We start from the raw sequence: 26,738 nt of genomic DNA on the forward strand, positions 1-26,738 counted from the left end.
ATAGCGCTGTTCCTCTCTTCAAGGATATCTTATCACTTTATTCTACTGCTGTATTATTCCTGTTTCTGCGCCAGAAATTCTTTTCTCTTGTCCAGAAGCTCATCAATTGCATTTACCAGCTTGCCGATCTCCGGTTTGGTCAGCTGAGCGTCTGCTCCCAGCATCTCACCCTTACGTCTCATTTCCTCATTTACAAGAGATGAGAAAATAATAACCGGGATATGCTTCAGGTCATCATCCTCTTTAATCAGCTTGGTAAGACGATGTCCGTCCATCAGCGGCATCTCTATATCCGTAATTACCATATGTACTTTGTCATTCAAATCCCCGGACTTCCTGAAATCACAAAGTTTATCCCAAAGTTCCTGCCCGTTGTTGTTCACATTCAGCTTAGTATATCCTGATTTCTTCAGACAATCTGTAATCAGTTTAGACAACAGCGGAGAATCCTCGGCTACCATAATCGGGGAATCGCTTCTATTGCGCTCTTCCAAATCATCAAGATCAGAAATCTGTAAGCCTGTCTCCGGACTGATATCCGTTACAATCTTCTCAAAGTCTAAAATTACAATTAATCGATCTTCCAGTTTAATCACTCCGGTGGACACTCCATTCTCTTCTATATTAATGGTAGCGTCAGGAGTTATAATGTCTGCCCAGGAAAGCCTGTGGATGCCGCATACTTCATCCACATGGAACGCAATGTTCAGCTTATTAAAATTAGTAATGATAAATAATCCGTCTCTGTCAATATCTGGAAGTCCCAGACAATTGCGCAGATTAATTACACTTATCATGGTATCTCTTGGCATAAATATACCTTCCACACTTGGATGTGCATTAGGAATCGGAGTAACGGGCTGATATGTCAAGATTTCCCGTATTTTCGCTACATTGATACCGTAATGATTTCCAGCTAATGTAAATTCTAATACCTCCAGCTCATTTGTTCCATTCTCCAAAAGAATATTTGTATCCATAATAGTAACTCTCTCCTCTCCGGTATATTTCCGTGCAATGTTCAAACATGCTTTGCCTACATTATAGCACATACTTTCTGAAAAATATATAATGTTTTTTCAATTTATTCAAAATTTATTTCATATTTATCTCAGTTGTCGTTTCATTCATCTGCAGCATGAGCTGAATAGATGAAATACTCTCTGCGTTTGCCGCCGGCACTTCAAAAATCAGAATTCCCGCAACAGTCTGTCCTGCTTCCAACGTACCGATATAAGTAGACAAATCATTCTCCAGCATGGTGACCTCATTCTTCACTCCGGATTCTCCATTTATCTTCAACGTAAAAATTGGCTGTTTTCCTAACAAATCACAGGTCACCGCTTCTGCCCCTGTATTGGTTATATTCACATTCAATATTACGTATGTATTTCCGTCCTTCGCATCCAGTGAAAAATAATCTCCCTGCTGATAAGAATTGCTGACAGAATAATCCTTGTAAGAAAATTCCAGACCCGGAACCGCTAAAGCTTCCGTCATGGTAACTGCGTTAACCGCCGTGTCCTCTGAGCCGGACGCCTCGCTTTGTTCTCCGCCTCCCTGCTCTTCGCTGCTCTCGATCTGTTCTTCCGGTTTCTTCTCATCCTGTTCTGCCGGGATTTCCTCTTCCTCTTCTTCCTTCGGGTACACTGCCGCCATTCCTTCTTGCTGATGAGTATTATGTTTTGCAAGGGTTCCGGCAGAGTAATTGACAATAACCATTGCTTCACTCTCTGTTAATGGGACCATCTCTTCTCCGCAGCCGGCAAGAAGCAATGCTGCAGCCACCAGAACTGATCCCTGTTTTATGAATTTCTTCATAAGTATGTCTCCTTTTTATGCTAAAGCATATTCCTGTTTCTCTATCTTGTATTTTACCATTATTTATTCCATAGGGCAACCACAATTTCTTGTTTTTCTTTTCCGTTCTCAGAAACCTGGAAATATATGTCAGGCTACTGGCTTCTGCAATCCAGTTCAAACCAGAATTTTACGCCGTTTTCTTCGTTGCTGACGCCGCACTCCCTGTGAAAAGAATCCATAATTGCCTTTACAATGGACAGTCCAATCCCATTCCCGCCATATTCCCTGGTTCTGGCCTTATCCACTTTGTAAAATTTATCCCAGATATGTTCCAGTTCTTCTTCGGGAATATGATTGCCTGTATTAAAGACCTCCACCCTCACAGTCTCTGTTTTGGGCCGTACAAATATTTCTATCCTTTTTTCACCGGAAGCATAATGAATGGCATTACTGATATAATTAGTCAGCACCTGCTCGGTCTTGAATTCATCCGCCCAGACATACAGCGGCTCATTGCCATGCATCTGCAGTGCAATACCGCTCTGTTCCCGCAAGATAGCGGTGGCGTTGATGACGCCCCGAATTACTTCTATCAGATCAAACCGCTCGAATACTATCTGGTCGCTGCCGGATTCCAGTTGGTTTAAAGTAAGGAGATTCTTCACAAGCTGATTCATCTTATCCGCTTCATCCATAATCACATCACAATAAAATTCCCGGCTGTCCGCATCATCATTAATACACTCCTTAAGCCCTTCCGCATAACCCTGAATCAATGCAATGGGCGTTTTCAGTTCATGGGAAACATTGGAAATAAATTCTTTGCGCATCTCATCTATTTCCGTTTTCTTCTCAATATCTCTTTTCAGCTCATTGTTTGCGCTTTTTAATTCGGAAATGGTCTGTTCCAGCGTTTCCGACAACTGATTCATATGCTCTCCCAGTATATCTATCTCATTCTTTCCTTTGCTTTGGAACTTTGCATCAAAATCTAAATTCGTCATCCGGCTTGATATCTCCGCAAGCTGCAGAATAGGATTTGTAATTCTGCGTGTTACCGCATAAATAATCACTGCGCAGAGAATTACTGCCGTAACCCCTACATAAGCCAGAAAGCGATTGGCAATGTCCACGCTTTCTTTGATGCTCTCAAGGGCTGTGCGCATCAGGAGAAAATTTCCATCCGGCAGATTTCCCAATAAAACAAGATATTCTGTTTTGAGCCTTTTATCTGTGGTCTTTTCCACCATATATTGTTCGGTATTTAAGAGCGTCTCAGCATTTTTATCTTTCCGAAAAACCAGTTCCAGAAACTGCAGCAGCAATGTTTCATTGTCCCCTACATTGGAATCTATAATGGTACTGTCAGAACTGATAATCATTCTGGTAATATTGCTGTTGGAGCATTGCTTTTCCAGACGTATCGCAAACTCTTCTGTCCAGCCTTCCTCTGACATACTGACGCTGTTGACCATTTCAAAGGTATCCAGAAGCTTCTGCTGCTTATCCTTCACATAATAAGGCTCTAAAAGGGATGTATTAATAAACCAGCACAGTAACACTGTGCCGGCAACGATACTGAGCATAATAGCTGTCAGCTTACCTGTAATAGAATATTTCATGATTCTACCTCAAACTTGTAACCCATGCCCCAGATAGTTTTGATATAATTCCCTTTCTCTCCTAATTTACTGCGTAATTTCTTTACATGGGTATCTATGGTTCTGGCGTCGCCGAAATAATCATAATTCCAGACATGATTCAGGATTTTTTCTCTGGAGAGGGCGATTCCTTTGTTCTCAATGAAGTAAGTAAGCAATTCAAATTCCTTATAGCTTAATTCCATCTCTCTCCCGTCCACCAGAGCCTGATGCCCCAGCCGGTCAATGAGAATTCCGCCGATTTCCAGGGTTTCTTCATCCTTCTTCCCTGTGCGCCGCAAAATGGCTTCTACTCTGGCCACCAGAATCTTGGGACTAAAGGGCTTGGAAATATATTCATCTGCGCCGATATCAAATCCCATCAACTCATCGCTCTCTTCTCCCTTTGCCGTCAGCATAATAATCGGAACCTTAGAATTCTCCCGTATTTCCTTGCACACTTCCCATCCGTTGAATTTAGGCATCATTACATCCAGAATAATCAGCGCAATGTCTTTCTGCTCATAAAATATATTTAACGCTTCTTCTCCGTTTTCCGCTTCCACCACTTCAAAATCCTGTTTCACCAAAAAATCCCGCACAAGCTTACGCATCCGGCTCTCATCATCCACTACCAATATTTTCAGCTTCTCCATTTACGTTCACACCCTCGCTTCCATCAATAATAATCATCCACATGGTATCATGTAATTATGGAAAATCTGTGAAAAACCCAATATTTTCGCACTTTCTGCTAATCCAGGCTTCTTACAGACAAGCATTTCCTTATCGCTTCCCTGATCCCTGTTCTACAGTTCCAATTCCTGCTCCCTGTTCTACAGATCCAATTCCTGCTCCCTTTCTTTCACTCTCTGCTCCCTCTCGTTTAACTCCTGTTCCCATTCTGTGTATTGATTGATGATTTTATTCTCATAATTGATGATATTCGGACTGTTATCCAGCAGCGTAATCACAATCATTCCGATTGCCACAAGGAGCAGAAAGAAATTGACTGCGATACTGAACCGCAGCATCCCCCTGCTGCTTTTCAGTCTCTCTTCCGTCCGCCGCTGCTTTAACTCAGCTGCACGGCGTTTCTGCTTCTCCTGTTCCAAACTCTCCTCATACCACTCTGCCATTTCTTCTTCGCCAGAGAGAGGCGCAGAATTCTCTTTTCTTACCTGCACAGCCTTTTGCACCTGCTTCCTTTCAGGCGCCGATACCGATTCCAAACCATTCTTAGAATTTTCCTGCACTCTGGTAAGATAATCCCTGAGCTGTTTTAAATACATCTTTCCTACCGGAGTCTCAAAAACCTGTTCCTCTGTCAGCTTCCGGTACATTTCCTGTACCATCCGGGGATTGTCCATATCCAGTTTTTCCTTGACATATTTTATGTTTTCCGCTTCATGCAGCGCCTTGCGAACTTCTTCCGGATCCGTAAATGTAATTCCTTCCACTGTGATACTGTTCTTTTCCATATTTTACCCTGCCTTATTCTGCCTGTACCGTTCTTTACCGTTATTATATTCTATCCTTCTTCCTTTGACAAGCCGGAATCGCCTGCCCCTGCCGGCAGATACCGGGCAAAGACGGTTTTTCCAGATTTTTCAGAAAAAGAAACAGCCGCCACATTGTAGCAGTGACGGCTGACCGCTGTTCGCGGAATCATACATTATCTTGCGGGAAAAACCGATTTTCATAGCTTCTCCGAATGGAATAAAAAGTTCGTCTTAATTCGTCTAACTGGAGCTGAGGGGAATCGAACCCCTGTCCGAAAGTCAATTCACTATGGCGTCTCCCATTACAGTCATTCCTTTGACATTCCCTCTGCCGAACGCCGAGTGACAGGCTTCCGGTTTCAGTAGCTTCATCATACGCCCGCATGCGCAAAGCTTTGCATACGTCGTTTCCCACATCGTCGAAGCCGGTTGCTTAAACTGTGGGTGGTCTAAGGCCGACTGCTGCAACTAGGCAGCGATTGCTAAATTATCTTCAGCGTTTATATTTATTGTTCCCGTTGTTGAGGCGGTCAGGAGCCGCCAATGGCTTCCATAGCTGCACAACCCCCGTCGAAACCAGTACAACCCCTGGTTCGCTGATGTCTCTAGCTTCCATCTATTATAAATTCATCCTTACTTTTTGTCAAGGATTTTTTCCGCTAGCCGGAAATTATGATTCTTTCCGTTTTCCGAAAATCTTATCCGCCAGCAATTCCAAAATAACCGCCAGCACAAAGAAAAACACCACTGCCACCACTGCTTTTCCAATCAGGATTTCAAAGGAATGCTTCTCCTGCCATTCATTGTCAATCGCATACCAAATATACTCTGTGGAAACCTGGTTCTCCTGGCAAATGTCTGCCAGCATGTTTTTTGCTCCCTGGGAAAATCCATGTTTCCTCCCGATAGGAATTGCGTCTGTTTCTCCTTTTTTAAGGGCTTTTGCCGTATTCTGGCTGACCTGGGCCAGAATTTTGCTTCCATCCTCCAATTCCAGAATATAGTAGGGAACATAATCCAAAGAAACATCTATTGGCGACTGTTTCACCGTCGGTTTCTGTCTGCCAACTGCTCCGTTTCGCCGTCTGCGGAAAGGATCTGCCCAATCTGCCAGGCTGTAAACATTGGTTTTCTGTATGGACTTCGGAACCACTTTGACGTAATCCACATCATTCAGCACTTCCTCCCATTCTGACTGGCTCTTCACTTCCGGAATTCCTTCTCCTGCAGGATATCCCATATAGGCAATGCCTGGATTTGCTTCTATTTCCTGGCTGCCGATGGATTCCGGCTGATTCATCTTCAGCAAAATCCCTTCCATATTAAATCCGCTGAACACAAATGTGGCTGCCACCAATGAAACGATTACAATGATAAAATCCAATACTTTTTTCATGACATATTCTCTCCGCAAATTATTTTTCGGCATGTTTCAGACAATCATACCCTCATATCAAATCTCTGGTACATGCTTACAGAATTTTCTCTTTTGGACATACTCCGCAAACGCTGCAGCTCTTCGGAATTCTCCTCAATATTTTCTTTCTGCATATCAAGCTGCTCTGACATACTTTCTGCAGCTTCTTCTGTTATTTCCTCTGCCATCTGCTCCTGAGTCTCCTGCAGCTCTTCTTGAACCTCTTTCATAGACTCTGACACTTCGTCCAGCATTTCGTCCAGAATGCTTTCGTTCTCTTCGGTGCCCAAAGCTTCCTCCGCCATTTCTTCCTGTCTTTCTTCCGGCGTCTTGGGCTCCAGCTTCTTGGCTGCCTCGGCGTTCTTCTTGCCCTGTTCTTCTGCCTCATCCAGAATATGAGACATCTGTTCCTTATTGTAAGCCGCCTTAACTGCCGCAATCTCATCCTCATAATTATGAAGTAATTCCAGCTTCTCGGCAATTTCTTCTACGGTGCCGCATTCCTTCTGCTTCAGATTTTCTTTCTGCTTCTCCCAGAATGCAATCTCATTTCCTGCCTTTTGCTGCCGTTCCATTTTCTCTTTTGTGCTCTTTAACATACTATTATGTAGACCTGGCAAACTTCCGGCAAAAATGCTTTTTGCCTGATAACTGCCGGCAACATGGCTTCCTGTACTAACTGTAAACATATTCATAAAAATCACCTGCACTTTCCTGTACTGCCCCGGATGAAAAAACGAATTTACCATTTTCTTCTATCTTTATTTCGTCACAACCGTCCTGATTATTAACGGACAATGCGATAAAATATCTTATCATTTACAACTGGATATCTACAAACCTGCCGCTGGTTTTTACTTTATCCTTCTCATCCTCATTCTTGTTCTCTTCTGCTTTTTCCGAAGGATTCTTAAGCTTTTCTTCCCGCTCCTCTTCCCCTGACTCTTTCATTTTCTGGCCGGCTTCTTCCAATGTATCAACCTGAGAAGCCGTTGCTTTTTGAATCCGTTCTTCCAGTTTGGCAAATTTTCCTTCCTTCTCTTCCACGTTCAGGCCCCTGTCCTGATCCAACTTGATTTCACCCTGGAGAACTCTTGCTTCTCCTTTTAAATGCTCTGCTGTATTTCCATAAGTTTCTGCCTGCTTCATGGCAGTGTCTGCAGATACCAGGGCCTCCATGCCTGCCTTTGACATGCCAAATCCCGACGCTGATTCCCCTTCTCCCTGCCTTTCTTTCTCTATTCCCTGCTTTGCAGATTTCTGTGCCTGCTGTTTTTCCCGCCGCAATTCAATCTGACGCTGGCGGATCTGGTTATTCAAATCGGTAATCTTCTGCTGCAGCTCCTGGCGCTTCTTCATTTTTTCTTCTGCACTCATCTCTTGATCGGCTGCAAGTTCCTGCAGGCTTTTTTGTGCATCGGCGATCTGCTTTAGCAGGCTTTTGGTCACTGCATCGGTTGTCTGAGAAATATTTTGCCCTGCCATGCTGTTGATTCCGTTGTTTCCATTAATCTTCATTTTCTTCCTCCCTGTCTAAAATGATTCTTCTTATACTTTCACCATTGCTCACCATAAGGTAAGGAACGTAAATCCCTCCGTAAGCCGCCGCAACGTCCCTTGCTTATACCTGCACGTCTAACCGGCTGCCAGTTCTTTTGTTTCTGGCTGTACGCTGGGATTCCTTCTTTTTCGGAACAATCCGCGACGCCCAACTCTTCTTATCCTGTCTGGGCAGCATGCACTGGAACGCATTTTTTTCCTTACTTCCTGGTGATTTAGAAATGCTCCATGCTCCGAGTCCGCCATTGCTGTCTATAATAAACCCAAAAGCCTGCAGCCTGCTTCCATTTTTCTGAAAAGTTCCAGGCAAAGTTTTCTGCAGATTTGCGCAATCATAAATCAATGCCTCATAATCCAACTGTTTCTCCGGATTCTGTTCCATCTCTTTTAAGATATTTGGCGATATCGCAATATTGTTCACGCCTTTTCAGGAAAAGGAAGCTGTGTTTGTAGAAAAATCCGTATCCGGAAATTTTTCTGACAGCTGTGACAACATTGCTTTTCCTTCCTTCGGTTCTGCCTGTTTTGCCTTGGCGTAGGCGTACGCCTCTTCTGTAACCCAGCTGTTTCCAACCTTTACCGCCATCTTTCCTACCTCCATTCTTCACTTTGACCGAATCATCATTTGGCTGCATGCGGTTTACCCGCTACAATACTTTTAAAATACTGTTCAGTAAATCTTTCTGTTCTTCATAGGGAATCACGAGGCCGCCCTGCCCTTCTCTGTAATCCACAAAAACGCAGCAAACGCCGCCTCTCATGCCGGGCAATTTCATAAATCCGCCGAATCCCAGATAAAAAGTACGTTCCCAAATCCCATATTCTGTAAGCAGCTCCTCCATCGCTTCCGGTTCAATATATACATTCTGTCTGTCTCTGAAAACGACCTGTTCCAGAGCTTCACTGTCATCGTTCAAAACCTTGTTTCCCTGGGCGTTCACCAGTATATATTGATCCAGTTCCGTATACCTGGGATAGGAACTATAAGATACAAAGGCAAGCATCCCTGTCAGAGTTAACAGGCAGATCCCGCTAAGACAGACAGCTCCGGCTTGTTGGTAAGGCCGAAAAGCCATAATATTACGGATGCGCCGCCTAAATTCCCGATATCCTCCAAATCCTGCCTGAAATATCCAGTGCATAAGGTGAGGAAGGGATTGGGCCAAAGCAGGCACCGCAGCAAATCCCACAAAAAATAAAACCACAAATGCCCCAGACGGATATGTATTTTCTCATGGAGTATCATAAGCTCTGTTTCTTCTCTGCTGCAATGGTCGATTAATTCTACCCAAAGGAGTTTTCCCGCCGAACCCCCGGCCTGGCCAACAGAACTCTTCCTGATACAACGCCATTTGGGTTAGCAGCCGCTTCCTCTTTCTTCTCTGCCTGCAAAAAACAAAAAGCTTCCCAACGCCCCAAACAGATAAATCCTGCAAATCCATGGCTGAGCCACGCAGAGATTTCCCCACTGGTAAAATATTTTCGTCAAAAAATTCAGCGCTGCCGCAGGATAAACGGCCATATGCCCTGCTCCCGGCCAATCCTGTGCCAGATGGTAAGCTTTTGCAAAGGGATTTTCATAAAATAATTTCAATTTACCCACAAATGGAGCCAGAATAAACAGCGACCAAAGAAACCCTTTTTAAAATACCGCCCGTTTTAAGGCTGTCTGGCGCAGCAAGAGCACCGCCAGCAGAATCAGATAGGAACAGAGCACAGATCTGCCAAGCAGCGTCGTCAGATACACAAAGCAAAAATTAATAAACTGCCAGTACATTTCCAGATTCAATGTTTTCTCCGCCCTTCGGAATGTTTTCCCTTGTTCTCTTCTATAATTCCCTCCAGCTCCTGGATCTGTTCTTCGGTGAGGGTAATATTCCTCAGAAGCGCTGCAAATGCATTCGCTCCACTCCCGGAAAAATAGCTGTCTGCAAATCTCCTGCTCTTTTCCTGCAGGCATTTTTCCCTGGATTTGAGCGGGAAATAGCGGTACACTCTGGCGTCTTTTTTATCTGACACATAATCAATAATTTTCTTCTTGTACAGACGGTTTAAGAGCACGCGGACCATCTTAGAAGCCATGCTTCCCTGAAGCTTTTCAATTATTTCAGCGGAAGTCAGGCAGTTTTCCTCTTCCCAGAGAATTTCCATAACTGCCCATTCGCTTTCGCTGGGAGTGGTTTCTTCTTTTGGCATATGTTCACCTCGTTTTTTGTTGTTAGTTATATCGGAATGTTTGGGAATTGAATTAACAGTTGTTATCCAACAAAAGAAAAATTTGAGGAAACCAATAAATAATAGGTTTCCTCATGATTATCATCAGGTCTCCTCCCGGCTTTCTTCCTTTTGGGCTATGCCTGGTTTTTGAGCCGGGTCCCTCCTCATGATAAGTATCAGGTTTCCTCCCGGCTTTCTTCCTTTTAGGATGCGCCTGGTTTTTGAGCCGGGGCCCTCCTCATGATAAGTTCCTCACTTTAAACTCGCGTTCTGATTCACGGCGCATGTCTTTTTTGGCAATGTCCTGGCGTTTATCATAGAGCTTCTTTCCTCGTGCCAGGGCAATTTCCACTTTTACCAGGCTTCCTTTGAAATACACCTGCAGCGGCACCACCGTGTAGCCTTTCTCCGCCATCTTTCCTGCAATTTTATTGATTTCATATTTATGCATCAGAAGTTTTCGGGGACGGAGGGGGTCTTTGTTAAAGATATTTCCCTTTTCATAAGGGCTGATGTGCATTCCGTAAATGATGACTTCCCCGTTCTCAATGCGGATAAAGGATTCCTTTACGGAACATTTTCCCATCCGCAGGGACTTTACTTCCGTCCCTGCCAGGCTGATTCCCGTTTCGTATTTATCCTCAATAAAATAATCGTGAAATGCTTTTTTGTTATTGGCAATTAATTTCTTACTTTCTTTTCCCATCTGCTTATCCTCTCCTGTGTTTTCCTGAAATACGGCGCTTTTACATTTCCCAGCGCGTGTTTGAGAAAGCATTTTTCAAACACGCGCTAAGCGTTGGCGTCCTCCGGCAGCACAAAATCTATGGTGCGCATCAGGGGATCGGTACTTGCCGCCACAACCCGCAGCTTCTGTCCCAGCTTATAGCGTTTTCCCGTAGTTTCCCCCACCATCTCATGGGCCGCTTCCTCATAATGATAATAATCGTCCTGCAAATTCGTCACATGCACCATACCCTCCACCGTATTGGGCAGCTCCACATACATACCCCAGGAAGTGATGCTGGAAATCACGCCTTCAAATTCTTCTCCAATACGCTCTGACATGTACTGGACTTTCTTTAATTTCTCTGTCTCCCGTTCTGCTTCCTCTGCCCGCCGCTCTCTGGCGCTGGACTGAGCCGCCACCTCCGGCAATAATTTGTCATAATGGGAGATCCGTTTCTCATTCATCCTTCCCCGCAGGGTTTCCTTGATAATACGGTGAATCTGCAGATCCGGATACCGGCGGATGGGCGAGGTAAAATGACAGTAATACTGAGCTGCAAGCCCAAAATGCCCGGTATTCTCTGTGGTGTACTTTGCCTGCTTCATGGAACGCAGGGTTAAACGGCTGATCAACGCTTCCTCCGGCGTATCCTCAATTTTGACCAACAATTTCTGCAGCTCCTTGGGATGGATTTCGTCCTGGCTGATTCGGATGGAATAGCCGAAATTATTAATAAACAGGCTGAGCTTCTGTATTTTCTCCGGATCAGGCGTATCGTGGGTACGGTATACAAAAGGAAGCTCCTGCCAGAAAAAATCCTGGGCCACCGTTTCATTGGCAATCAGCATAAAATCTTCAATGATTCTGGTAGCTACATTCCGCTCATAGGGTTTGATTTCCAGCGGTCTTCCCTGCCTGTCCAAAATTATCTTAGTCTCTGGAAAATCAAAATCAATGGAACCCCGTTTTCTCCGCTTTTCCCGCAAAAGAGCCGCAAGCTTTTCCATTTCCTCAAACATGGGAACGAATTCCTTGTATTCCTCCCGTTCTTTCTCATCGTTATCCTTTAAAATCTTCCGTACGCTGGTATAGCTCATGCGTCGATCCACACGGACCACTGTTTCTGCAATTTCATGATCAATAACATTTCCTTTCGGATCAATTACCATGATGCAGCTCAGCGCCAGCCGGTCTTCCCCGGCATTCAGGGAACAGATTCCGTTGGACAAATGATGGGGCAGCATGGGAATCACCCGATCCACCAGATACACGCTGGTTCCCCGTTTCAACGCCTCCACATCCAAAGCGCTTTTCTCCTGCACATAATTGGTTACATCTGCAATATGCACTCCCAGACGGTAATTTTCCCCCTCTCTTGTCAGCGATACAGCGTCATCCAAATCCTTGGCGTCCTCTCCGTCAATGGTTACCATCTGCCAGTCCCGGATATCTTTGCGCCCCGCCATGTCCGCAGAGCTTACAGGCTTTCCCACATTTATGGCCTGCTTTAATACTTTATCCGGAAATTCCGTGGGCAGGTCATAGCCTTTTACAATGGACATAATATCCGTTCCCGGATCATTGATATGCCCGATAATCTCTACTACTTTTCCCTCGGGCTTGCGTTTTTCACTGCCGTAATCGGTCAGCTCCACCACCACCTTATGTCCGTCTACCGCCCCCATGGAACGCTCGGCAGGCACAAAAATATCTTGTCCCAGCTTCATATTGTCCGGCACAACAAACCCGAAATTTTTGCTTTTCTGAAAGGTGCCTACTGCCTGAATGACTCCCCGCTGCAAAATTTTAATCACTGCTCCCTCCCGGCGCTTCCCGGCTTCCGCTTTCCCTGGCAGCAGCGCAACCTGCACCACATCTCCATGCATGGCTCCATTAATCCGCTCTTCTGGTATGAAAATATCCTCCGGCTCCCCTTCTATCGTAACAAATCCAAATCCCCGGACGTTTCCGGTAAAAGTCCCCCTTAAGAATTTCCCTTCTGCTTTGGAATACTTGCCCCGTTTGGAAACCTCAATCTTCCCCTCTTCCATAAGTTCCGAAAGCACTTCCTCCAAATCTTCCCGTTCTGCCCTGGGCACATCCATCAATACAGCCAGTTCCTTTATTTTCATGGGCACGTAGAGATCGCTGCACATGAATTCATAAATCATTTTCTTTCTGCTCTCTAACAAACTTTTCTCCATCTATTTCTCCTAATGATACGAAAAAACTGCCGCAAAGCGACAGTCTCTTGTGTGAAATACAGCTGTTTATAAACTTCCGATATTTAATACAGCGGCAATTACCAGGAACAGAATTACCAGCACTCTGGTAATCTTAACCATAACTCCCTCTCTGGAACGGCCCTTATTCTTGCCCCAGTATGTATCTGCAGCGCCGCTGATGGTTCCAAGTCCTGCAGATTTGCCCTCCTGCATTAAAACAATTACTGTCAATCCAATGCTTATTAAAATAAATACTACGGTTAAAATCGTCTTCAAAACTGCCATTTTTCCATACCTCCTGTGACTGTTATGTTCACAACTTGTTTCATACTAACACATTTCGGACTTCTTTTCAAGATTTTTGCACAAATTTTTAAAAAGCCGCCGCAGAAAGCTTACCCTTCTTTGATAAAATGATGATTTTCCTGCGGCGGCGTTTGCCTTAAAACTTGTTAAAAGGATTCTTATATTCCGCCACCACGCCAAGCTGTTCCTCGATTCTGAGAAGCTGATTGTATTTGGCGGTGCGCTCTGCCCGGCAGGGTGCGCCTGTTTTAATCTGTCCGGCATTCACAGCTACTGCCAAATCTGCAATAAAAGTATCCTCTGTTTCTCCGGAACGATGGGAAATCACAGCGCGGTACGCATTCTTATGGGCTGTTTCGATGGCTTCCATGGCTTCTGTCAGGGTTCCGATCTGATTTACCTTAATCAGAATTGCATTGGCAGTCTGAAGCTTAATGCCCGCATCCAGACGTTTGGTATTTGTCACAAACAAATCGTCGCCCACAAGCTGTATCCGCTCTCCCAACTGCTCTGTCATGGCCTGCCAGCCGTCCCAGTCCTCTTCGTCCAAACCGTCCTCAATCGAAATAATCGGAAATTTCTCAATCAATTCCCGGTAATATTCGATCATTTCTTCTGTGTTTCTTGCAATCTTTTCTCCTTTTACTTTCGACTCTCCCGGAAAATGATACATTCCTGTCTTCTCATCGTAAAGTTCGCTGGCCGCTGCGTCCAGGGCGATTTTAAAATCTTCTCCCGGCACATACCCGGAAACCTGTATGGCATGTCCAATCAGTTCCAGTACAGATAAAGCATCCGGCAAATCCGGCGCAAATCCGCCCTCATCTCCTACTGCGGTAGAGAGCCCTTCTTTTTCACAGATTTTTTTCAGGTTGTGGTAAACTTCCGCACACATCCGCAGCCCTTCCCGAAAGCTTTCCGCTCCCACAGGCATAATCATAAATTCCTGAAAATCCACCGTATTGTCTGCGTGGCGGCCTCCATTTAAAATATTCATCATGGGCACCGGCATCTGCTTTGCATTTGTGCCGCCCAGATATTGATACAAAGGAAGCTCCATGGCTTTTGCCGCCGCTCTTGCCGTTGCCAGAGATACGCTTAGCATGGCGTTGGCGCCCAGGTTGATCTTGTCGTCTGTGCCGTCCTCGGCAATTAAAATCCGGTCTATTTCCACCTGGTTCAGGGCATTTTTTCCAATCAGCGCTTTGGCAATTTTGTCATTCACATGCTTTACTGCATTCTGGACGCCCAGCCCGAAATACCTGGGCTCCCCGTCTCTTAATTCCACAGCTTCAAACTGCCCGGTGGAAGCTCCGGAAGGCACGGCCGCCCGTCCGGTGGTCTTTTTCCCGTTGCTTGCCGCTTCCACAGTCACATCTGCTTCCACCGTTGGATTTCCCCGGGAATCTAAAATTTCTCTTGCATGGATATTGGTAATTTTCAAAGAAAAACTCATGTCTGGTCTCCTTTCCCTTGGGAACTGTGCCAAAATAGAATGTTCAGGCGAAAGCTATTTTTGCACAGTTCATCTTTCTTGCAAAGTTTTCCTGTATACAGTATTTGCAGGAATTTTGCAATTATACGGAATTTGACACAGAACTGGTGAATTTACCCCCGAGAACATATTTATTCGCCAAATAATCTGTGTTATTTTGCGCATCGCTGTCCATGCGACTCTCTTATCATCTGTCAGGTCCGATACAGTCCACATCCATAATAACTTCATGTCGGAATACTTCTTTATTATTGTTTTCGTCATAAACTGAAAGATAATATTTTTTGCTCTTATCATACTTCTTATTCTTGAATGTAAAACGCATACGGAACAATCTTTTCTGTACATCTTCCTCTCTTTTGTCTGCCACATAAATATTTTCATTGGAAATCTTTTCATTATCCTCTGACAGAAAATACAGCTTATATGTTGTACCCTTTACCACATCACTGACTGGCTCCGACTGAATAAAATCAAGTGCAACAATCAGGTTCGTTATTTTCTGCACCAGGCTCACAAGCATAATTTGAACAGTACGTGTTTCCACTGCGCCCTTATCCATCTTAATATCAATCACTGGGACTAACATTTCCTGTGGTGATGAACCGCCATGCACATAGTTCAAGCCGGCGTTCCCCTTTGCAGAAAATACGCTTGTGCTGCAAGGATAGGATATCATTTTATCGTCTTCATTTCCCAAAATATATCCCAATCCAATATTCAATACCCCATCATCTAATACCGGCTCTTTTGCAACAATGTACCTGCGTTTCTTTAATTTGCCCGGCTCTTCTGCCGTACTGATTTTATCGCTCTGCTGCACCGGATTTCTCTTATAAATAAATCCGTGGTCGGATGTCACAATAAAACGATAGGTGTTTGCACTACCTGCAATCCGTTGGATCAGTTCCGCAATCTCATCTACTGCTTTTGTACAAGCCTGGAACACCTCATCCTCCGTATGCTCTCCGGCATTGTCAATCTGGTCATGATAAATATAGACTACCTGTTGTGATGTGAAAATTTCTCTTAGGTTCATGCCCCTTAGATTTTTCATATCACTGTACTTTACACAACGGCTTTTCAATACATAGGACTGCAATACTGCCTGCCTTGTCGGCGTATCAACTGCATAGGTTCCATCCACAAGCTCCTTGAATTCATCCGTCAGTTCTAAGGTCTTATGGGGCAGAAGGGCCTCCATGCCAAGCCTTGTATAGGATGGAAGCACACTAAGCATGGGCTTAATAGACAAGGAATCCTTACATTTCGGGTTGTCCTTCATTCTCTTAAATAATTCACATCCAACCTCATAGCGCATACCGTCAGAAATAATTACTGCTGTACGCTCTTTATTGGGACGTACATATTTACGAAAGAAATCTCTCTGCAACGGTATCACTGTAAGGGCGCCCTGTTCCTGCAAACCTTCATTCCACTTAGGCATCATTTTTCCAAGATATTCATTTGTATAAATATTTTCCACAAGTTCACGAAGTTCCTCTAAACCAGACGTATCTTCTAATTCGTCATAGTTCGTATAGAACTCCCTGTAATTGCAATCTATCACCCAATCATTTGCTGCATAATGATCTATCATTTTCCTAAATCCATCCAGCGGCTCATAGTTTGCCTGACTGATGATAAAATACGCATTGTTAAGCATCTGGTAGACCTTTGCATACTTTCTCCCAAAGTGCATCTTAGAACGCATCTCACAGATTTCACACAAATTTTTATTCTCCAATCTGGCAATCAAGTCTTCTGCCAGCAGCCTCTCTTTGATCCAGCGTATCAAGATAATGTCAATTTCCGCAAAGGAATCACATTCCACTAAAGTTTCCTGCTCATAGGCGGAAAGTATCTTTCCCGCATCCAGTACTCCTGCCGCATAAGCCGACAGTTCATCATATTTATCCCGATACAATACGTGATTCATCAGATTGTCCATGAATGCGATAATGTTGCCGGACTTATAAGACACAAATCCCTTCCATTCTTTTGGAAGCTCTGCACTGATCTGTCGGTCTGCATAAGTGACAAACATGGAAATCACAAACTTTTCTAAAGTCGGCGCCGGGGATGAATAACCAAACTGCTGCTCTACATATTTCCAGAATGATTCCAATAAATCAAATTTCCCAAAGTCTGCAATAAACTTATTATCCTCTAAAGTATCATCTGTAAGCAGTGTCCGGATCACTTCATCAAAAGAACAGATACGCGCCCTGCAAACCGCACTCATAAGCCCGATCAGAATTTTTTCCTCATTGAAATTCTCTATTTCTAAATCGTAGAAACGCTGCGTTCTCTCTTTATTGCCAAAGAATTTCATATGCTTTTCTATCATAGGCTTATACTTCTCCTCTATCCCCAAATCAACCGACAAAAGAGACGCCCGATCAGCATAAAATCTTTTTGAATAAGCAAGCGTATCCTCCAGATGATTTTCAGATACCAGAGGTTTTGGAAAAGGTGCATAAACCAGATAATTTGTGGTGGTATCCACCTTTTCTAAAAAATACTTTGTATAAAACTGATTCCCCTGCTCCAGTTGATATACTGTTGCATTGGCAAGTGCAATCCCCTCGATATCCTCTGCAAATTCGCCCTTCTCGTCATACCAAAAAACAATTTTTCTGGCGTCTCCGGTAAATTCTGCATTCAGCTTATCTACAATTTGTTTTAAATTTAATTCTGCCATGATTTATACCTCTGAACATTCCATATTATAGATTGGATATTGTGGATACTTTTCTCTCCATTCATTGAAATCCACCAGACAAAAATCATCTATTACCCTTTTGTGAATTTTATTCTGTGAATTATATTTAAATGGAAGCTGACGCACCATCTTCATAACAAATCTTTTCTTCAAAGCATTATCCAAACCAGGATTGCACTCCAATAAAAGGACATATTGTACTGTTTTTTCTGCCTGATTTTTATTACACGCCCATACAAGAAACATTGTTCCATAAAATTTTTTCGCTATTTTTTTCCAAAACACTTCTGTATCCGTCTTTTGTTTCAAAGCTTCAGGATTCTTTGCATTTTTTATATTTCCATTCTTGTATTCAAGACAGATCAGTTTTTCTTTATCCTCTATCACAAAATCAACATCTGACAAATATTCCGAATACATATTTGCCAAATCATGCGGTTCAAACACATCTGATGCATTTGAAAAATCAAACTGTACATTATGGTTCTCGTCCCAATATATTTTTTTATTCCTATCGTCCTGCATATACTATACCCTAATCCCCTAAATTTTTCTTTAGCGCCTCATCCAATAATCTGTCATCCGCATCAACAATCTTGTTCCCGTTCAATTCACTTAAATAATATGCTGACTTTCCGAAAACGCCAGTTTCCTGGGAAATAGATTCTTCGGGCAATAAGTATTCTTTTTCCACCTCTGATGTCTCTTTATACAAATTATGGTATTGCACCTGTTCTTTAAACTTTCTTCGAATTTCAAACCATTTTGCAAGATTATAACTATGTGTCGCAATAAATATCTGTACCCCTGCTGTTTCCAATTCCAATAATATATCTACAACAATTGGAAACAATTCAGGATTCAGGTTTGCCTCCGGCTCATCCCAAAGCAAAACCGTGCCATTTTCCAACAAACCATTGCGTATCAATTTCCAAAGCAGGCCTAATTTTCTTAACCCTTCTGCCTCCAATGAAAAGTCCATCTTTCTTCCGTCCTTCTTCAGCACATAAAAAGTGTCATTTTCCATCAGGATTGTCCCATCAATTACATCACTGATTTTACCCAAAATTGTATTCATGTAATCCGGCAATTGTCTTGATTCCGGCAAAGAAGCATTTACAATAATATCAACTTGCGTACTATCAAAAGGAAGTTTATACTTTTGATTCAATGCAAGAAATCCCTGAGAATGTGATAACATCTCCATCGTTGGTATAAAAACTGACGGAATATTCAATCCAAACCAATCACCACAATCTAAAATTTCCTTATGAGACAAACTGTCAGTGAATTTATGCCTTCCATCAGATACCTCAAAATAAGCATATCCGTCCCCACTTTTGTTCTTCAGTAAATCAACGTCTGAAAGATTATGAGAAAAAAACTGTGTCAGTCTCTGGGTCTTTCCTGCATCCTTTTTTGACATGGACCATTGCGTCGCTGCGTAAATCATCTTTAGAATTGTAGTCTTTCCTGCGCCATTCTCTCCAATAAGTATATTAATGCCATCACAAAATTTCAAGGCAAACCCTTGGCTTATTATGTCACCCTTTTTTGAATCAAATTCTTTGCTGTCTTCATTGTTCTTATTCCACTGCCTTTGAAATGCCATTACGTTTAATATTTTAATTGACTTAATTGACACCCGAATTCCTCCCTACTGTTTCTATAAAATATTTATTTGATCTTTTATATCTTTGCCAACACCTGATATTTCTTCCCATCCCTTGCGGTCTGTACCTTTTCATAATTAACTTTTACACCATCGTCCAAATCTATTTCTATTCTTGACAGCGCCAAATGTCCTATTTTTTCATCGTATTCCTGACATTCTTTTAATTGTTTTTGTAATTTTTCTTTTCGTTTAGTGGCTGCCGCCACTTCTCTTGCATTTCCACTATTATCAATCATGTCTTGCATACGCTCCATTTCACTTTCATAAATGCGTTCCATGCGGTGTAAATAATCTACTCGTAAGTTTCCAATTGTATCTGCATTATAGCGGTGCATATAAATAAGCGCTTTAAAACCGTTTCGTTTCCCACTGTCAAAGAGCCAGTAAATCGGGCGTTTCTGGTATACTTTTAGATGGTCAGCATAAAAATCTTTCAGAAAATAGTTACGGATGACTTCTCTTGAAGAATTCCCTTTATTCCCTAATGCCTGTGCAATAAAATCCAGATTTTCTTCTAAAGTTTCCTCACCATAGATAGTTTTCACAAATTCTGTAAATCTGTTCACAACATCATCTGTAAAATATTCTTCATCTGTAATTGGAATGATATTATCTGCATCTATTTTCCAACACTCCAATGGTTCTTTTCCTTCTACTGGTAAATAATAAAATGGCGTTCCCAATTCTCCAAATGTATATTTCCCATCCAGTCGAAGATTCGCAGTATCGGCAAAGGTTCCACCATAATATGTATATATATCTGCCATATCTCCGCCTGCAAACATCAGACCCGCTTGATCGAGAGAATATCGCCCGAACATACAGCCTACCGCATAGGAAATAAAGCTGCGGATATCTCTGCCTAAATCAGCTTTGCGGACTGTAATATCTTTGTCTGCTACTTCTGGTGTCAGTTCATCTTGTAAACCGTAAATATCAATGAAAATGCGGTTAAGTTCTTCTTCATTTGATTTCAATTCCGAAAAGTGAGTTTCACATTCATTTGCCCACCAAAAGAAAGCATCTTCTACACGATACTGCCATTTACCCTCATTAGCTCTTTCTTTTGACTTTAAACTTAATGCCACTAAAGGATGTTGTTGAAAATCCCACGAAGTTTCAAAAGAATCCCAATCATGTCTACATATTTCAACATTATGTTCTGACAGTACATTTACTTCTAACATGTTTTCATTGCATTTTTCAAATGGCAAATTATTCATATCTGCGTTTTGTAAAGACAAACTTGGATTAAGGATATTTATAAAATATTGTGTAACACATGAATTTAAAAAGGCTAATATATATAGCAAATTATCATCTTCTGAAAAAAGCATTGGTCCTTTATTTGAGTCAAAGATGTGCATATTACTATATCTAAAAGAATTTTTACCTGTTGTTAATGAACTCCATGTTATTCCAGGATGAAAATAAAATGCAATACCTGTAAATCTTACAGCTTTATTAATTTTATAATATTTTTTCAATGCTTCTCCTGCATTGTAAAACATAACCACTAAATCATTGTTCCCATACCAAGTCCTAAATTCTCCACCTTTGTTGTGAGGGAACCATTTACATCCACTTTTAGCAGAATCTTCTACGCTTTTAGAGCATAATGATATGTCATCAAAGCATACTTCATACCACATTCTGAGATATAAATCATTATTGCCAGTTGTTAATCCTCTCGTAACTTCAGAAACACTTGATAATGGCAAAAAAGTATAAAAATCCTTAATTGCATTAGAATGCACCCAATATGCCACCGGACTTCCCGGAATTTTCGTAAAATTATCCTGCACCGCCATATAGCGATTTTCTCCTGCAAGAAACATCTCTTCCTTGCCTTTCTGGGTCGTCGGCTCAATCAGTCTGCAATATACTCCCTTATATTCCTCCACATGGCTTTTCCTCATCACAAAGCTGGTGGTCTGCACAACTTCCCCGCCAATTTCTTCAAAGGCTCTTGCCCCTAAATGAGCCATATTCACAGTATCTATCATTTGCAATTTAGCCCGCAGTTTTTCAAAGCTGGACAAAAACATCCATGCATGCTGTGTAATCATAGCTTGATAGCCATTCTTACATAACATCTCCCCACATCTCACAATAAACACCGCAAACAGATCACTCTTGCTGTCTGGATAATTCTTCTTTACATATTTATTTAATTTCTCATTTCCATTTGAAATCCCCATATAGGGGGGATTTGTCACTACAATATCATACTTCTGTGATAAAATTTTTGCCTGCTTTGCCAATGTTGGAACGATCTGATTGCATTCATTATACCAACCAATCATAATAACATTTTCAAGAGTCGCTTCTGCCGTTTGCTCCCATGCTTTCAGGAATCCATCATAATCACGCATCTCTACATTAAGAATCGAACCATACTCCTTCGCGTCCACAAACGTATGCAATAAATACTGCAAAGTTTCCCTATGTTCCTCCCGAAGCAGGAAATCCCCCATTTCCTTGTCATACTGTATGCCGTTACTTTCCTGTATTGCACACAAATTAGGCTCTATCCCAAGAGTCAAAAATCTTCTGTTATAAGAGCGCGCTTTCATCATGATTGCAAAGTACGCAAGCTGGAACGCACGATCATCAATATCAAGACCATAAATGCTATTCTCCACAATACTCTTAGCAGCATCCCTTCGGCTATATCCATAGCTTTCATATATCTGCATTAAGACATCAAATGCATACACAAGAATGTGGCCGCTCCCCATGCATGGATCAATGATCTTGATTTCTTCCGGCTTTGTATTTTTATATTCTTCCCGGATCATTTTCAGCTGCTGTTCCACATCCACTTCCTGCTCTGCCTCATTCAGATAGTAGATCCATTGTTTTTTCAGTTCTTCATCTTCATGTCCTTCCAACCACAGTCTGCCGACGCTGTTTTCTATCATGTAACGGACAATCCAGTCCGGCGTAAAAAGCTGAGTGGCTGCCGGAATACGTTCTTTTGTAATTTTTACATTCTTTTTCAGTAACGCAAATGTTTCGTCTTTCGGCTCTGTATTGTAATACTGATACATCCAGCCAATAATTTCTACCTGCCCGGTTGGCTTTCCATCCGCTCCAAGATTGCTGATATTGAAGTCACTTTCCGCGATGTCATGTATCAAATGGTAGACAATACCATCCTGATCTGTAACAGAAACATTCAATAAAAGTTCGGTATAATCAGAGGTCTTTTCAAACAGTTTCGGCAAATACCCATTCAACCCATTGCATTGTTTGATAAAAAGAAAACGAAAAAGCGCATCCACCTGATTGTCATTTTTCAACTGCAGAATATGTTCTGTTTCTTGCTGTGTAAACTCGATTTCAGCATCAAAGGGGGCTGTTACCAAATCCGGTTCCAGCTTCCCGCTTTCCGAAGATAATACCCGGATATGTGCCGGCATATAATCATTGACCTCCATAAATCGTATTGCAATCAGGCGGTTGAACCATGTATAAGCCACTTCCTCTAACACATTGCGGTATGCGTCTTTATACTCTAACTGTAACGCTTTTTTCCGGATTACGCTTACCAGTTCCCTGCGCTGCTTTATTTCCTCCCTCTGAATGGCGTACGGTTCCTTTGTTCCAATATCATAAAATTCTGCATCCTGCGTCGATTGAGGCAGAGCGTCTTTGACGCCTTCCTCTGTTATGCCTAACAGTCCTGCTTTATATCTAATGTCTGCAATCAGTTTATTTCTCGCCCAGATAGAAAAATTTTTTATGGCTGTCTTATCCATACCAACACTCCTAAAATTCAATATTTACAATCGTATCTGCATCCAGCTCACTCATTAATTTTAACCGAAGTTCATCAATATAACGTTCTACATCTTCCTTATTTTCAATGTGCCATGAGGAAGTTTTTGCTATTTTCTTGAATGAGATATTTTTTACTCGTTTACACTGAAACCCATTTTCTTCTGCAACTTTACTTACTTGCTGCTCTATCAAATCTGTATCATACCGTCCGTTTTCTTTTGCCTCCGCTTCAAGTTTCTTTCTAATTTCTTCCGCTTTTTTTATAGCAATTTCCTGATCCAGCTTATCCATTTCATTCAAAAGACGGATTTTTAAGGTTTCTGCCCGGTCAGCGTAACCTCGCAATATAGACACATTCGTGCAGCCGTTTGCTCCGTTCTCAATTTCACGGAACAATTCAATATACCTGTTTTGTTTACTTTCTTTATATTCCTTTGTATTTAACACTTCAAACACTCTCTTCCTGGATTCTGACACGGAATCAAGCACAGGTACCAGCTGTTCATCCAACACTTTCGTATATGCATCTGTAAACTGTTTCAATAGTTCCGGAAGTTTTGGAATATCTGCGAATGGTTTCTCTTTTTTTATAATTGTCCGAATTGCGTCCACAACGTTCTCCAGTTCGGCGTCTACGATATAAGTTTTACTGTCATCATATTTTTCCAGATATAATAATGCCTTGTCGAAAATGCTTTTCTGTTCCCCTGCGAAGAATGCCTTAATTGGTTCATAGTCTTCTGCAAAATCAAGCAAGTCATCCTGTTTCCTGGATACTGTCTGGAAAAATTCTACCGGAGACTGAATCTGCACAATATCCGACATGATGCTAATACCTTCTTCCATCACTTTTAATCCTGGATACTTAGCCCTGTCATAATCTTTTTTTGCAACCCGAAGTTCTGTAATGAGCTTATCTGCAAAGGAAAGAAAGAAATTCATGACTGCGTCTTCATCCTCAGAGGGACTAGTGGTATGAAACAGTTCTTTTAAAATATCGCGAACTGTTTTTTTATCTTTATCCGCTACGCGGATACGCTCTTCCAGCATCAGCTTTTCTGCAAAGGCTTTCTTTGTAATATAATTGACGATTTCCTCTGGCTCCTTATTCATCATAGTAACACTTGCGCCGTTAACAGAAAAAGACACATCTCCCCGCTTGAACAGTTTCGCCACAAGCCACTGAATATCACTTTCTACAAATCCATAAGGCGCTTTCATAAATCTATCCTTTATGGATTTCATGGATGTCTTTACATGCATCCGACTGTTTCCTGCAACATACTGTAATACATCATCCAGTGCATGGACATTAGGCTCTGTGCCGTCCTCCAGATTAAGGGTAATCTGATTGCTGCTTTTCAAGAGCCTTCGAATGTCATCCTCTCCCATGACAGCGTCAATATAATCCAGTTTGTGATATACGGTCTTTACTAATCTGTTCAAAGCTTCACCGATTCTTGCTGACACATCTTTTACACTGATCTGCGCCCGATCCCCATTCACATAGATCACTGCTTCCTTTAAGGATTCCGTCAAAAACAACTTGGCATTACTGTTACGCTCACTCATTTCCAGTCTTTTTGCCTCCTTGATGCTCTCATACTTGGATAATGCAGAAAATGTATTTAATCGCAGGAATTTTTCAATCTTCAGGTATCTCCGTATCTCATCTATAAATGCACGGTCATCTGGAAGAACTGCAAGCACTTCTCTCCCCTGTCCTGATACCATTCTAAGTGTTGTTTCATCCGTGCTATAATCAGACGCCGGAGTAAGAATATGCACCCCGATATCAAAATTCTGTGTGGACTTATATGGTCTGTCATCCACAGTCTGATTGAACGAAAAGGAATACCTGCCGCCTAATACAGGATATTTATATTTCTTATCTGTAAAAATATCCTCGAAAATCATTTCAGATACTTTATTGATAATCTCTGCCGTCTCTATGCTCTGGCTTTCAATTTCTCTGTTGATTTCCTGCTCTTCGTCCGTAAGGAATACATAAATATCCCCATTTTTCTGAACAAGGTTCTGACGTATCAACACTTTCAATGCGTCTTCTACTTTTTCCTTCAGCGCAATTCTGTCATCATCAATATTGGATGCCATGAGACTTGTAATATTGTCGATATTTGCTGTAACAACTTTATCCACATACTTAATCATGAAAAGCACTTTGAGGACGTCCACTGCAAATACTTTTTCTTTGTGTTCCGGATTGATCCTGTCATTCTCATAGGCCCGAATAATAACTCCACGGTGGCTGTGGTCTAAGAAATTTTCCAGCGCATCATAAAAAGCATGAAATGGAATAATGGTCCCTACTTCATTTTCTTTATATTCCATTGCTGACTCTTTAAACATTGCCAGCATGGAACGTTCTCCTTCTGACAGATGCTTTCCAGATGCACCATGGGTACGAATAGAGGCCAATACACTTGCAAGGAGATTGAATTGATAAGGCACAAATGGATACACGCACACAAAATCATTTTCATCTGCATACAATTTCTTTTCCACGCCATCATGAAATGTAATCAGGTTCTTAATAATAGTTGCCTTCTGACCATATAACAAGCGTAAAGTCTGTGCAGGAGTCTCCTTCTTTTCCAGGATTCTTTTCTTGATTACTTCATCTACATTTGCAGAAGAAAGAGATAACCTGGTATCAAAACGTCCCTGAATTTTTGAAAAATCATTTCCCTTTACCTTTGTCACGGAATCAATATCCTGCTGGCTGGTTACAATCACCCACGCCTTACCCATACATTCCTTGCCAAGTTCTTCTGTTACGGTCTGTAAGTTTAACATCAGCTTTGAGTCTTCTCCGATATACTGACCAATTTCATCTACCAGGAAAACTACATGATGGTGATTCCCCTTGCGGTCAATATAGGCTTTCACACGTTTTGCAAAATCCTCAATGCTAATCTGATATGGTTCTGCCGCCTTTTCACACCAGTTACGAGCCGCCGCCTCACTCATAAATTCCATTTCGGCGAGAACTTCCACAACATCATCCTGAATAAAATCAAAGTCCTGTCTGGAATCTTCCCATGCTTCTCCGTACATTTCTTCAAATTTCTGTTTGAACTCCTGGTATCGTCCTTCCTCTGTCAGCTTCCTTTCCAAATCTGCCACGAAAGGCATTGCTCCACAAAAGCCCTGCATTTCATGAAATACTTTTAAGAATACATGAACGATTGCATCCTTATTCTGTTTGCTGCCTCCGTCGCTTTTCGAATCTATATTAAAAAGCACAACATCTGTATCCGTATCAGCTGCCAGCTTCATATCTGCAAGCACATTTTTGTCTTCAATCTTTTTATCCTCTGCAAAATAATCAATGGCCCTTTTATCGCCCACAGACTTATTTTCCAGCAAATAAGAAAGGATTTTTAAAAAGTGAGATTTACCGCTTCCAAAAAAACCGGAAATCCATACGCCCATTTTGGGAGTAGCGCCAACAATCCCCTTTTTATATGCGGAAAAGAAATCCGCAAAGTGTTTCTGTAATTCCTTTGTCACTACATACTCATCCAACTCCTGGGCTGCGTTTTCCGCTTCACTCTGCCCCACAATGATTACGCCCTGTATGTCACGGTCAATCTCCTTTTCAAACATTTCTTTCATTAACATTTGTCGTACCCT

General features: G+C 42.1%; 25 protein-coding genes and 1 other RNA gene. All 26 read right to left on the minus strand.

Annotated elements, in window-relative coordinates; genetic code table 11:
• Window positions 1-53: 53 nt before the first annotated feature.
• The gene (locus E5329_RS00110; protein ID WP_135987556.1) at window positions 54-980 is read right to left on the minus strand and encodes a chemotaxis protein; all 927 of its coding nucleotides are present in this window, start codon (window positions 978-980) and stop codon (window positions 54-56) included.
• A gap of 115 nt (window positions 981-1,095) precedes the next feature.
• Window positions 1,096-1,821, minus strand: a complete 726-nt coding sequence (locus tag E5329_RS00115) for a DUF4352 domain-containing protein (RefSeq protein WP_135987557.1) — start codon at window positions 1,819-1,821, stop codon at window positions 1,096-1,098.
• Window positions 1,822-1,955: 134 nt separating this feature from the next.
• Window positions 1,956-3,425 carry a sensor histidine kinase gene (locus E5329_RS00120; RefSeq protein ID WP_135987558.1) on the minus strand — a complete coding sequence of 490 codons (1,470 nt, stop codon included), beginning with the start codon at window positions 3,423-3,425 and terminating at the stop codon, window positions 1,956-1,958.
• Window positions 3,422-4,099: a response regulator transcription factor gene (locus E5329_RS00125; protein ID WP_135987559.1), complete on the minus strand. Its 678-nt coding sequence runs from the start codon at window positions 4,097-4,099 to the stop codon at window positions 3,422-3,424. The genes E5329_RS00120 and E5329_RS00125 overlap by 4 nt, the downstream gene beginning before the upstream one ends.
• Window positions 4,100-4,279: 180 nt before the next feature.
• Window positions 4,280-4,924 (minus strand): hypothetical protein, encoded by a 645-nt coding sequence (locus tag E5329_RS00130; RefSeq protein WP_135987560.1) that lies wholly within the window; start codon window positions 4,922-4,924, stop codon window positions 4,280-4,282.
• 50 nt (window positions 4,925-4,974) lie between these two features.
• Window positions 4,975-5,115 carry a hypothetical protein gene (locus E5329_RS29550; protein WP_168356461.1) on the minus strand — a complete coding sequence of 47 codons (141 nt, stop codon included), beginning with the start codon at window positions 5,113-5,115 and terminating at the stop codon, window positions 4,975-4,977.
• A gap of 72 nt (window positions 5,116-5,187) precedes the next feature.
• Window positions 5,188-5,534, minus strand: a transfer-messenger RNA (tmRNA) gene (ssrA, locus tag E5329_RS00135).
• Between the two features lie 81 nt (window positions 5,535-5,615).
• Complete coding sequence (locus tag E5329_RS00140) at window positions 5,616-6,341, minus strand: hypothetical protein (protein WP_135987561.1); 726 nt, start codon at window positions 6,339-6,341, stop codon at window positions 5,616-5,618.
• Window positions 6,342-6,385: 44 nt separating this feature from the next.
• Window positions 6,386-7,057, minus strand: coding sequence for a hypothetical protein (locus E5329_RS00145; RefSeq protein ID WP_275442871.1), 672 nt, complete (start codon window positions 7,055-7,057; stop codon window positions 6,386-6,388).
• A gap of 124 nt (window positions 7,058-7,181) precedes the next feature.
• Window positions 7,182-7,880 (minus strand): FlxA-like family protein, encoded by a 699-nt coding sequence (locus tag E5329_RS00150; protein ID WP_135987562.1) that lies wholly within the window; start codon window positions 7,878-7,880, stop codon window positions 7,182-7,184.
• Between the two features lie 103 nt (window positions 7,881-7,983).
• On the minus strand, window positions 7,984-8,343 hold the full coding sequence (locus tag E5329_RS00155) for a DUF6033 family protein (protein ID WP_135987563.1): 360 nt from the start codon (window positions 8,341-8,343) through the stop codon (window positions 7,984-7,986).
• Between the two features lie 6 nt (window positions 8,344-8,349).
• Entirely contained in the window at window positions 8,350-8,508 is a 159-nt protein-coding gene (locus E5329_RS29555) for a hypothetical protein (protein ID WP_168356462.1), read from the minus strand.
• A 61-nt stretch (window positions 8,509-8,569) separates the two neighbouring features.
• Entirely contained in the window at window positions 8,570-8,839 is a 270-nt protein-coding gene (locus E5329_RS32465) for a hypothetical protein (protein WP_135987564.1), read from the minus strand.
• A gap of 98 nt (window positions 8,840-8,937) precedes the next feature.
• Window positions 8,938-9,168, minus strand: coding sequence for a hypothetical protein (locus tag E5329_RS32470; RefSeq protein ID WP_135987565.1), 231 nt, complete (start codon window positions 9,166-9,168; stop codon window positions 8,938-8,940).
• A 111-nt stretch (window positions 9,169-9,279) separates the two neighbouring features.
• Entirely contained in the window at window positions 9,280-9,516 is a 237-nt protein-coding gene (locus tag E5329_RS00170; RefSeq protein WP_135987566.1) for a hypothetical protein, read from the minus strand.
• A 48-nt stretch (window positions 9,517-9,564) separates the two neighbouring features.
• The gene (locus E5329_RS29560; RefSeq protein ID WP_168356463.1) at window positions 9,565-9,711 is read right to left on the minus strand and encodes a hypothetical protein; all 147 of its coding nucleotides are present in this window, start codon (window positions 9,709-9,711) and stop codon (window positions 9,565-9,567) included.
• Window positions 9,708-10,118, minus strand: a complete 411-nt coding sequence (locus tag E5329_RS00175) for a BlaI/MecI/CopY family transcriptional regulator (protein ID WP_135987567.1) — start codon at window positions 10,116-10,118, stop codon at window positions 9,708-9,710. The genes E5329_RS29560 and E5329_RS00175 overlap by 4 nt, the downstream gene beginning before the upstream one ends.
• Window positions 10,119-10,377: 259 nt before the next feature.
• Window positions 10,378-10,845 carry an SsrA-binding protein SmpB gene (gene smpB / locus E5329_RS00180; RefSeq protein WP_135987568.1) on the minus strand — a complete coding sequence of 156 codons (468 nt, stop codon included), beginning with the start codon at window positions 10,843-10,845 and terminating at the stop codon, window positions 10,378-10,380.
• Between the two features lie 86 nt (window positions 10,846-10,931).
• A complete protein-coding gene (gene rnr / locus E5329_RS00185; RefSeq protein WP_135987569.1) occupies window positions 10,932-13,073 on the minus strand; it encodes a ribonuclease R in 2,142 nt (713 codons plus the stop codon).
• A gap of 66 nt (window positions 13,074-13,139) precedes the next feature.
• On the minus strand, window positions 13,140-13,379 hold the full coding sequence (secG, locus tag E5329_RS00190) for a preprotein translocase subunit SecG (RefSeq protein ID WP_135987570.1): 240 nt from the start codon (window positions 13,377-13,379) through the stop codon (window positions 13,140-13,142).
• Between the two features lie 157 nt (window positions 13,380-13,536).
• Window positions 13,537-14,856 (minus strand): phosphopyruvate hydratase, encoded by a 1,320-nt coding sequence (gene eno, locus E5329_RS00195; protein ID WP_135987571.1) that lies wholly within the window; start codon window positions 14,854-14,856, stop codon window positions 13,537-13,539.
• Window positions 14,857-15,082: 226 nt separating this feature from the next.
• A complete protein-coding gene (gene pglZ, locus E5329_RS00200) occupies window positions 15,083-17,599 on the minus strand; it encodes a BREX-1 system phosphatase PglZ type A (protein WP_135987572.1) in 2,517 nt (838 codons plus the stop codon).
• A gap of 3 nt (window positions 17,600-17,602) precedes the next feature.
• Window positions 17,603-18,049: a hypothetical protein gene (locus tag E5329_RS00205; protein ID WP_135987573.1), complete on the minus strand. Its 447-nt coding sequence runs from the start codon at window positions 18,047-18,049 to the stop codon at window positions 17,603-17,605.
• Window positions 18,050-18,155: 106 nt separating this feature from the next.
• Window positions 18,156-19,265 carry an AAA family ATPase gene (locus E5329_RS00210; protein WP_135987574.1) on the minus strand — a complete coding sequence of 370 codons (1,110 nt, stop codon included), beginning with the start codon at window positions 19,263-19,265 and terminating at the stop codon, window positions 18,156-18,158.
• A gap of 44 nt (window positions 19,266-19,309) precedes the next feature.
• Window positions 19,310-23,059 carry a BREX-1 system adenine-specific DNA-methyltransferase PglX gene (gene pglX, locus E5329_RS00215; RefSeq protein WP_135987575.1) on the minus strand — a complete coding sequence of 1,250 codons (3,750 nt, stop codon included), beginning with the start codon at window positions 23,057-23,059 and terminating at the stop codon, window positions 19,310-19,312.
• A gap of 10 nt (window positions 23,060-23,069) precedes the next feature.
• Entirely contained in the window at window positions 23,070-26,726 is a 3,657-nt protein-coding gene (gene brxC, locus E5329_RS00220; RefSeq protein ID WP_135987576.1) for a BREX system P-loop protein BrxC, read from the minus strand.
• Window positions 26,727-26,738 lie beyond the last annotated feature (12 nt).

The sequence above is a fragment of the Petralouisia muris genome (assembly GCF_004793545.1).
In the GTDB taxonomy this organism is placed as follows: domain Bacteria; phylum Bacillota; class Clostridia; order Lachnospirales; family Lachnospiraceae; genus Petralouisia; species Petralouisia muris.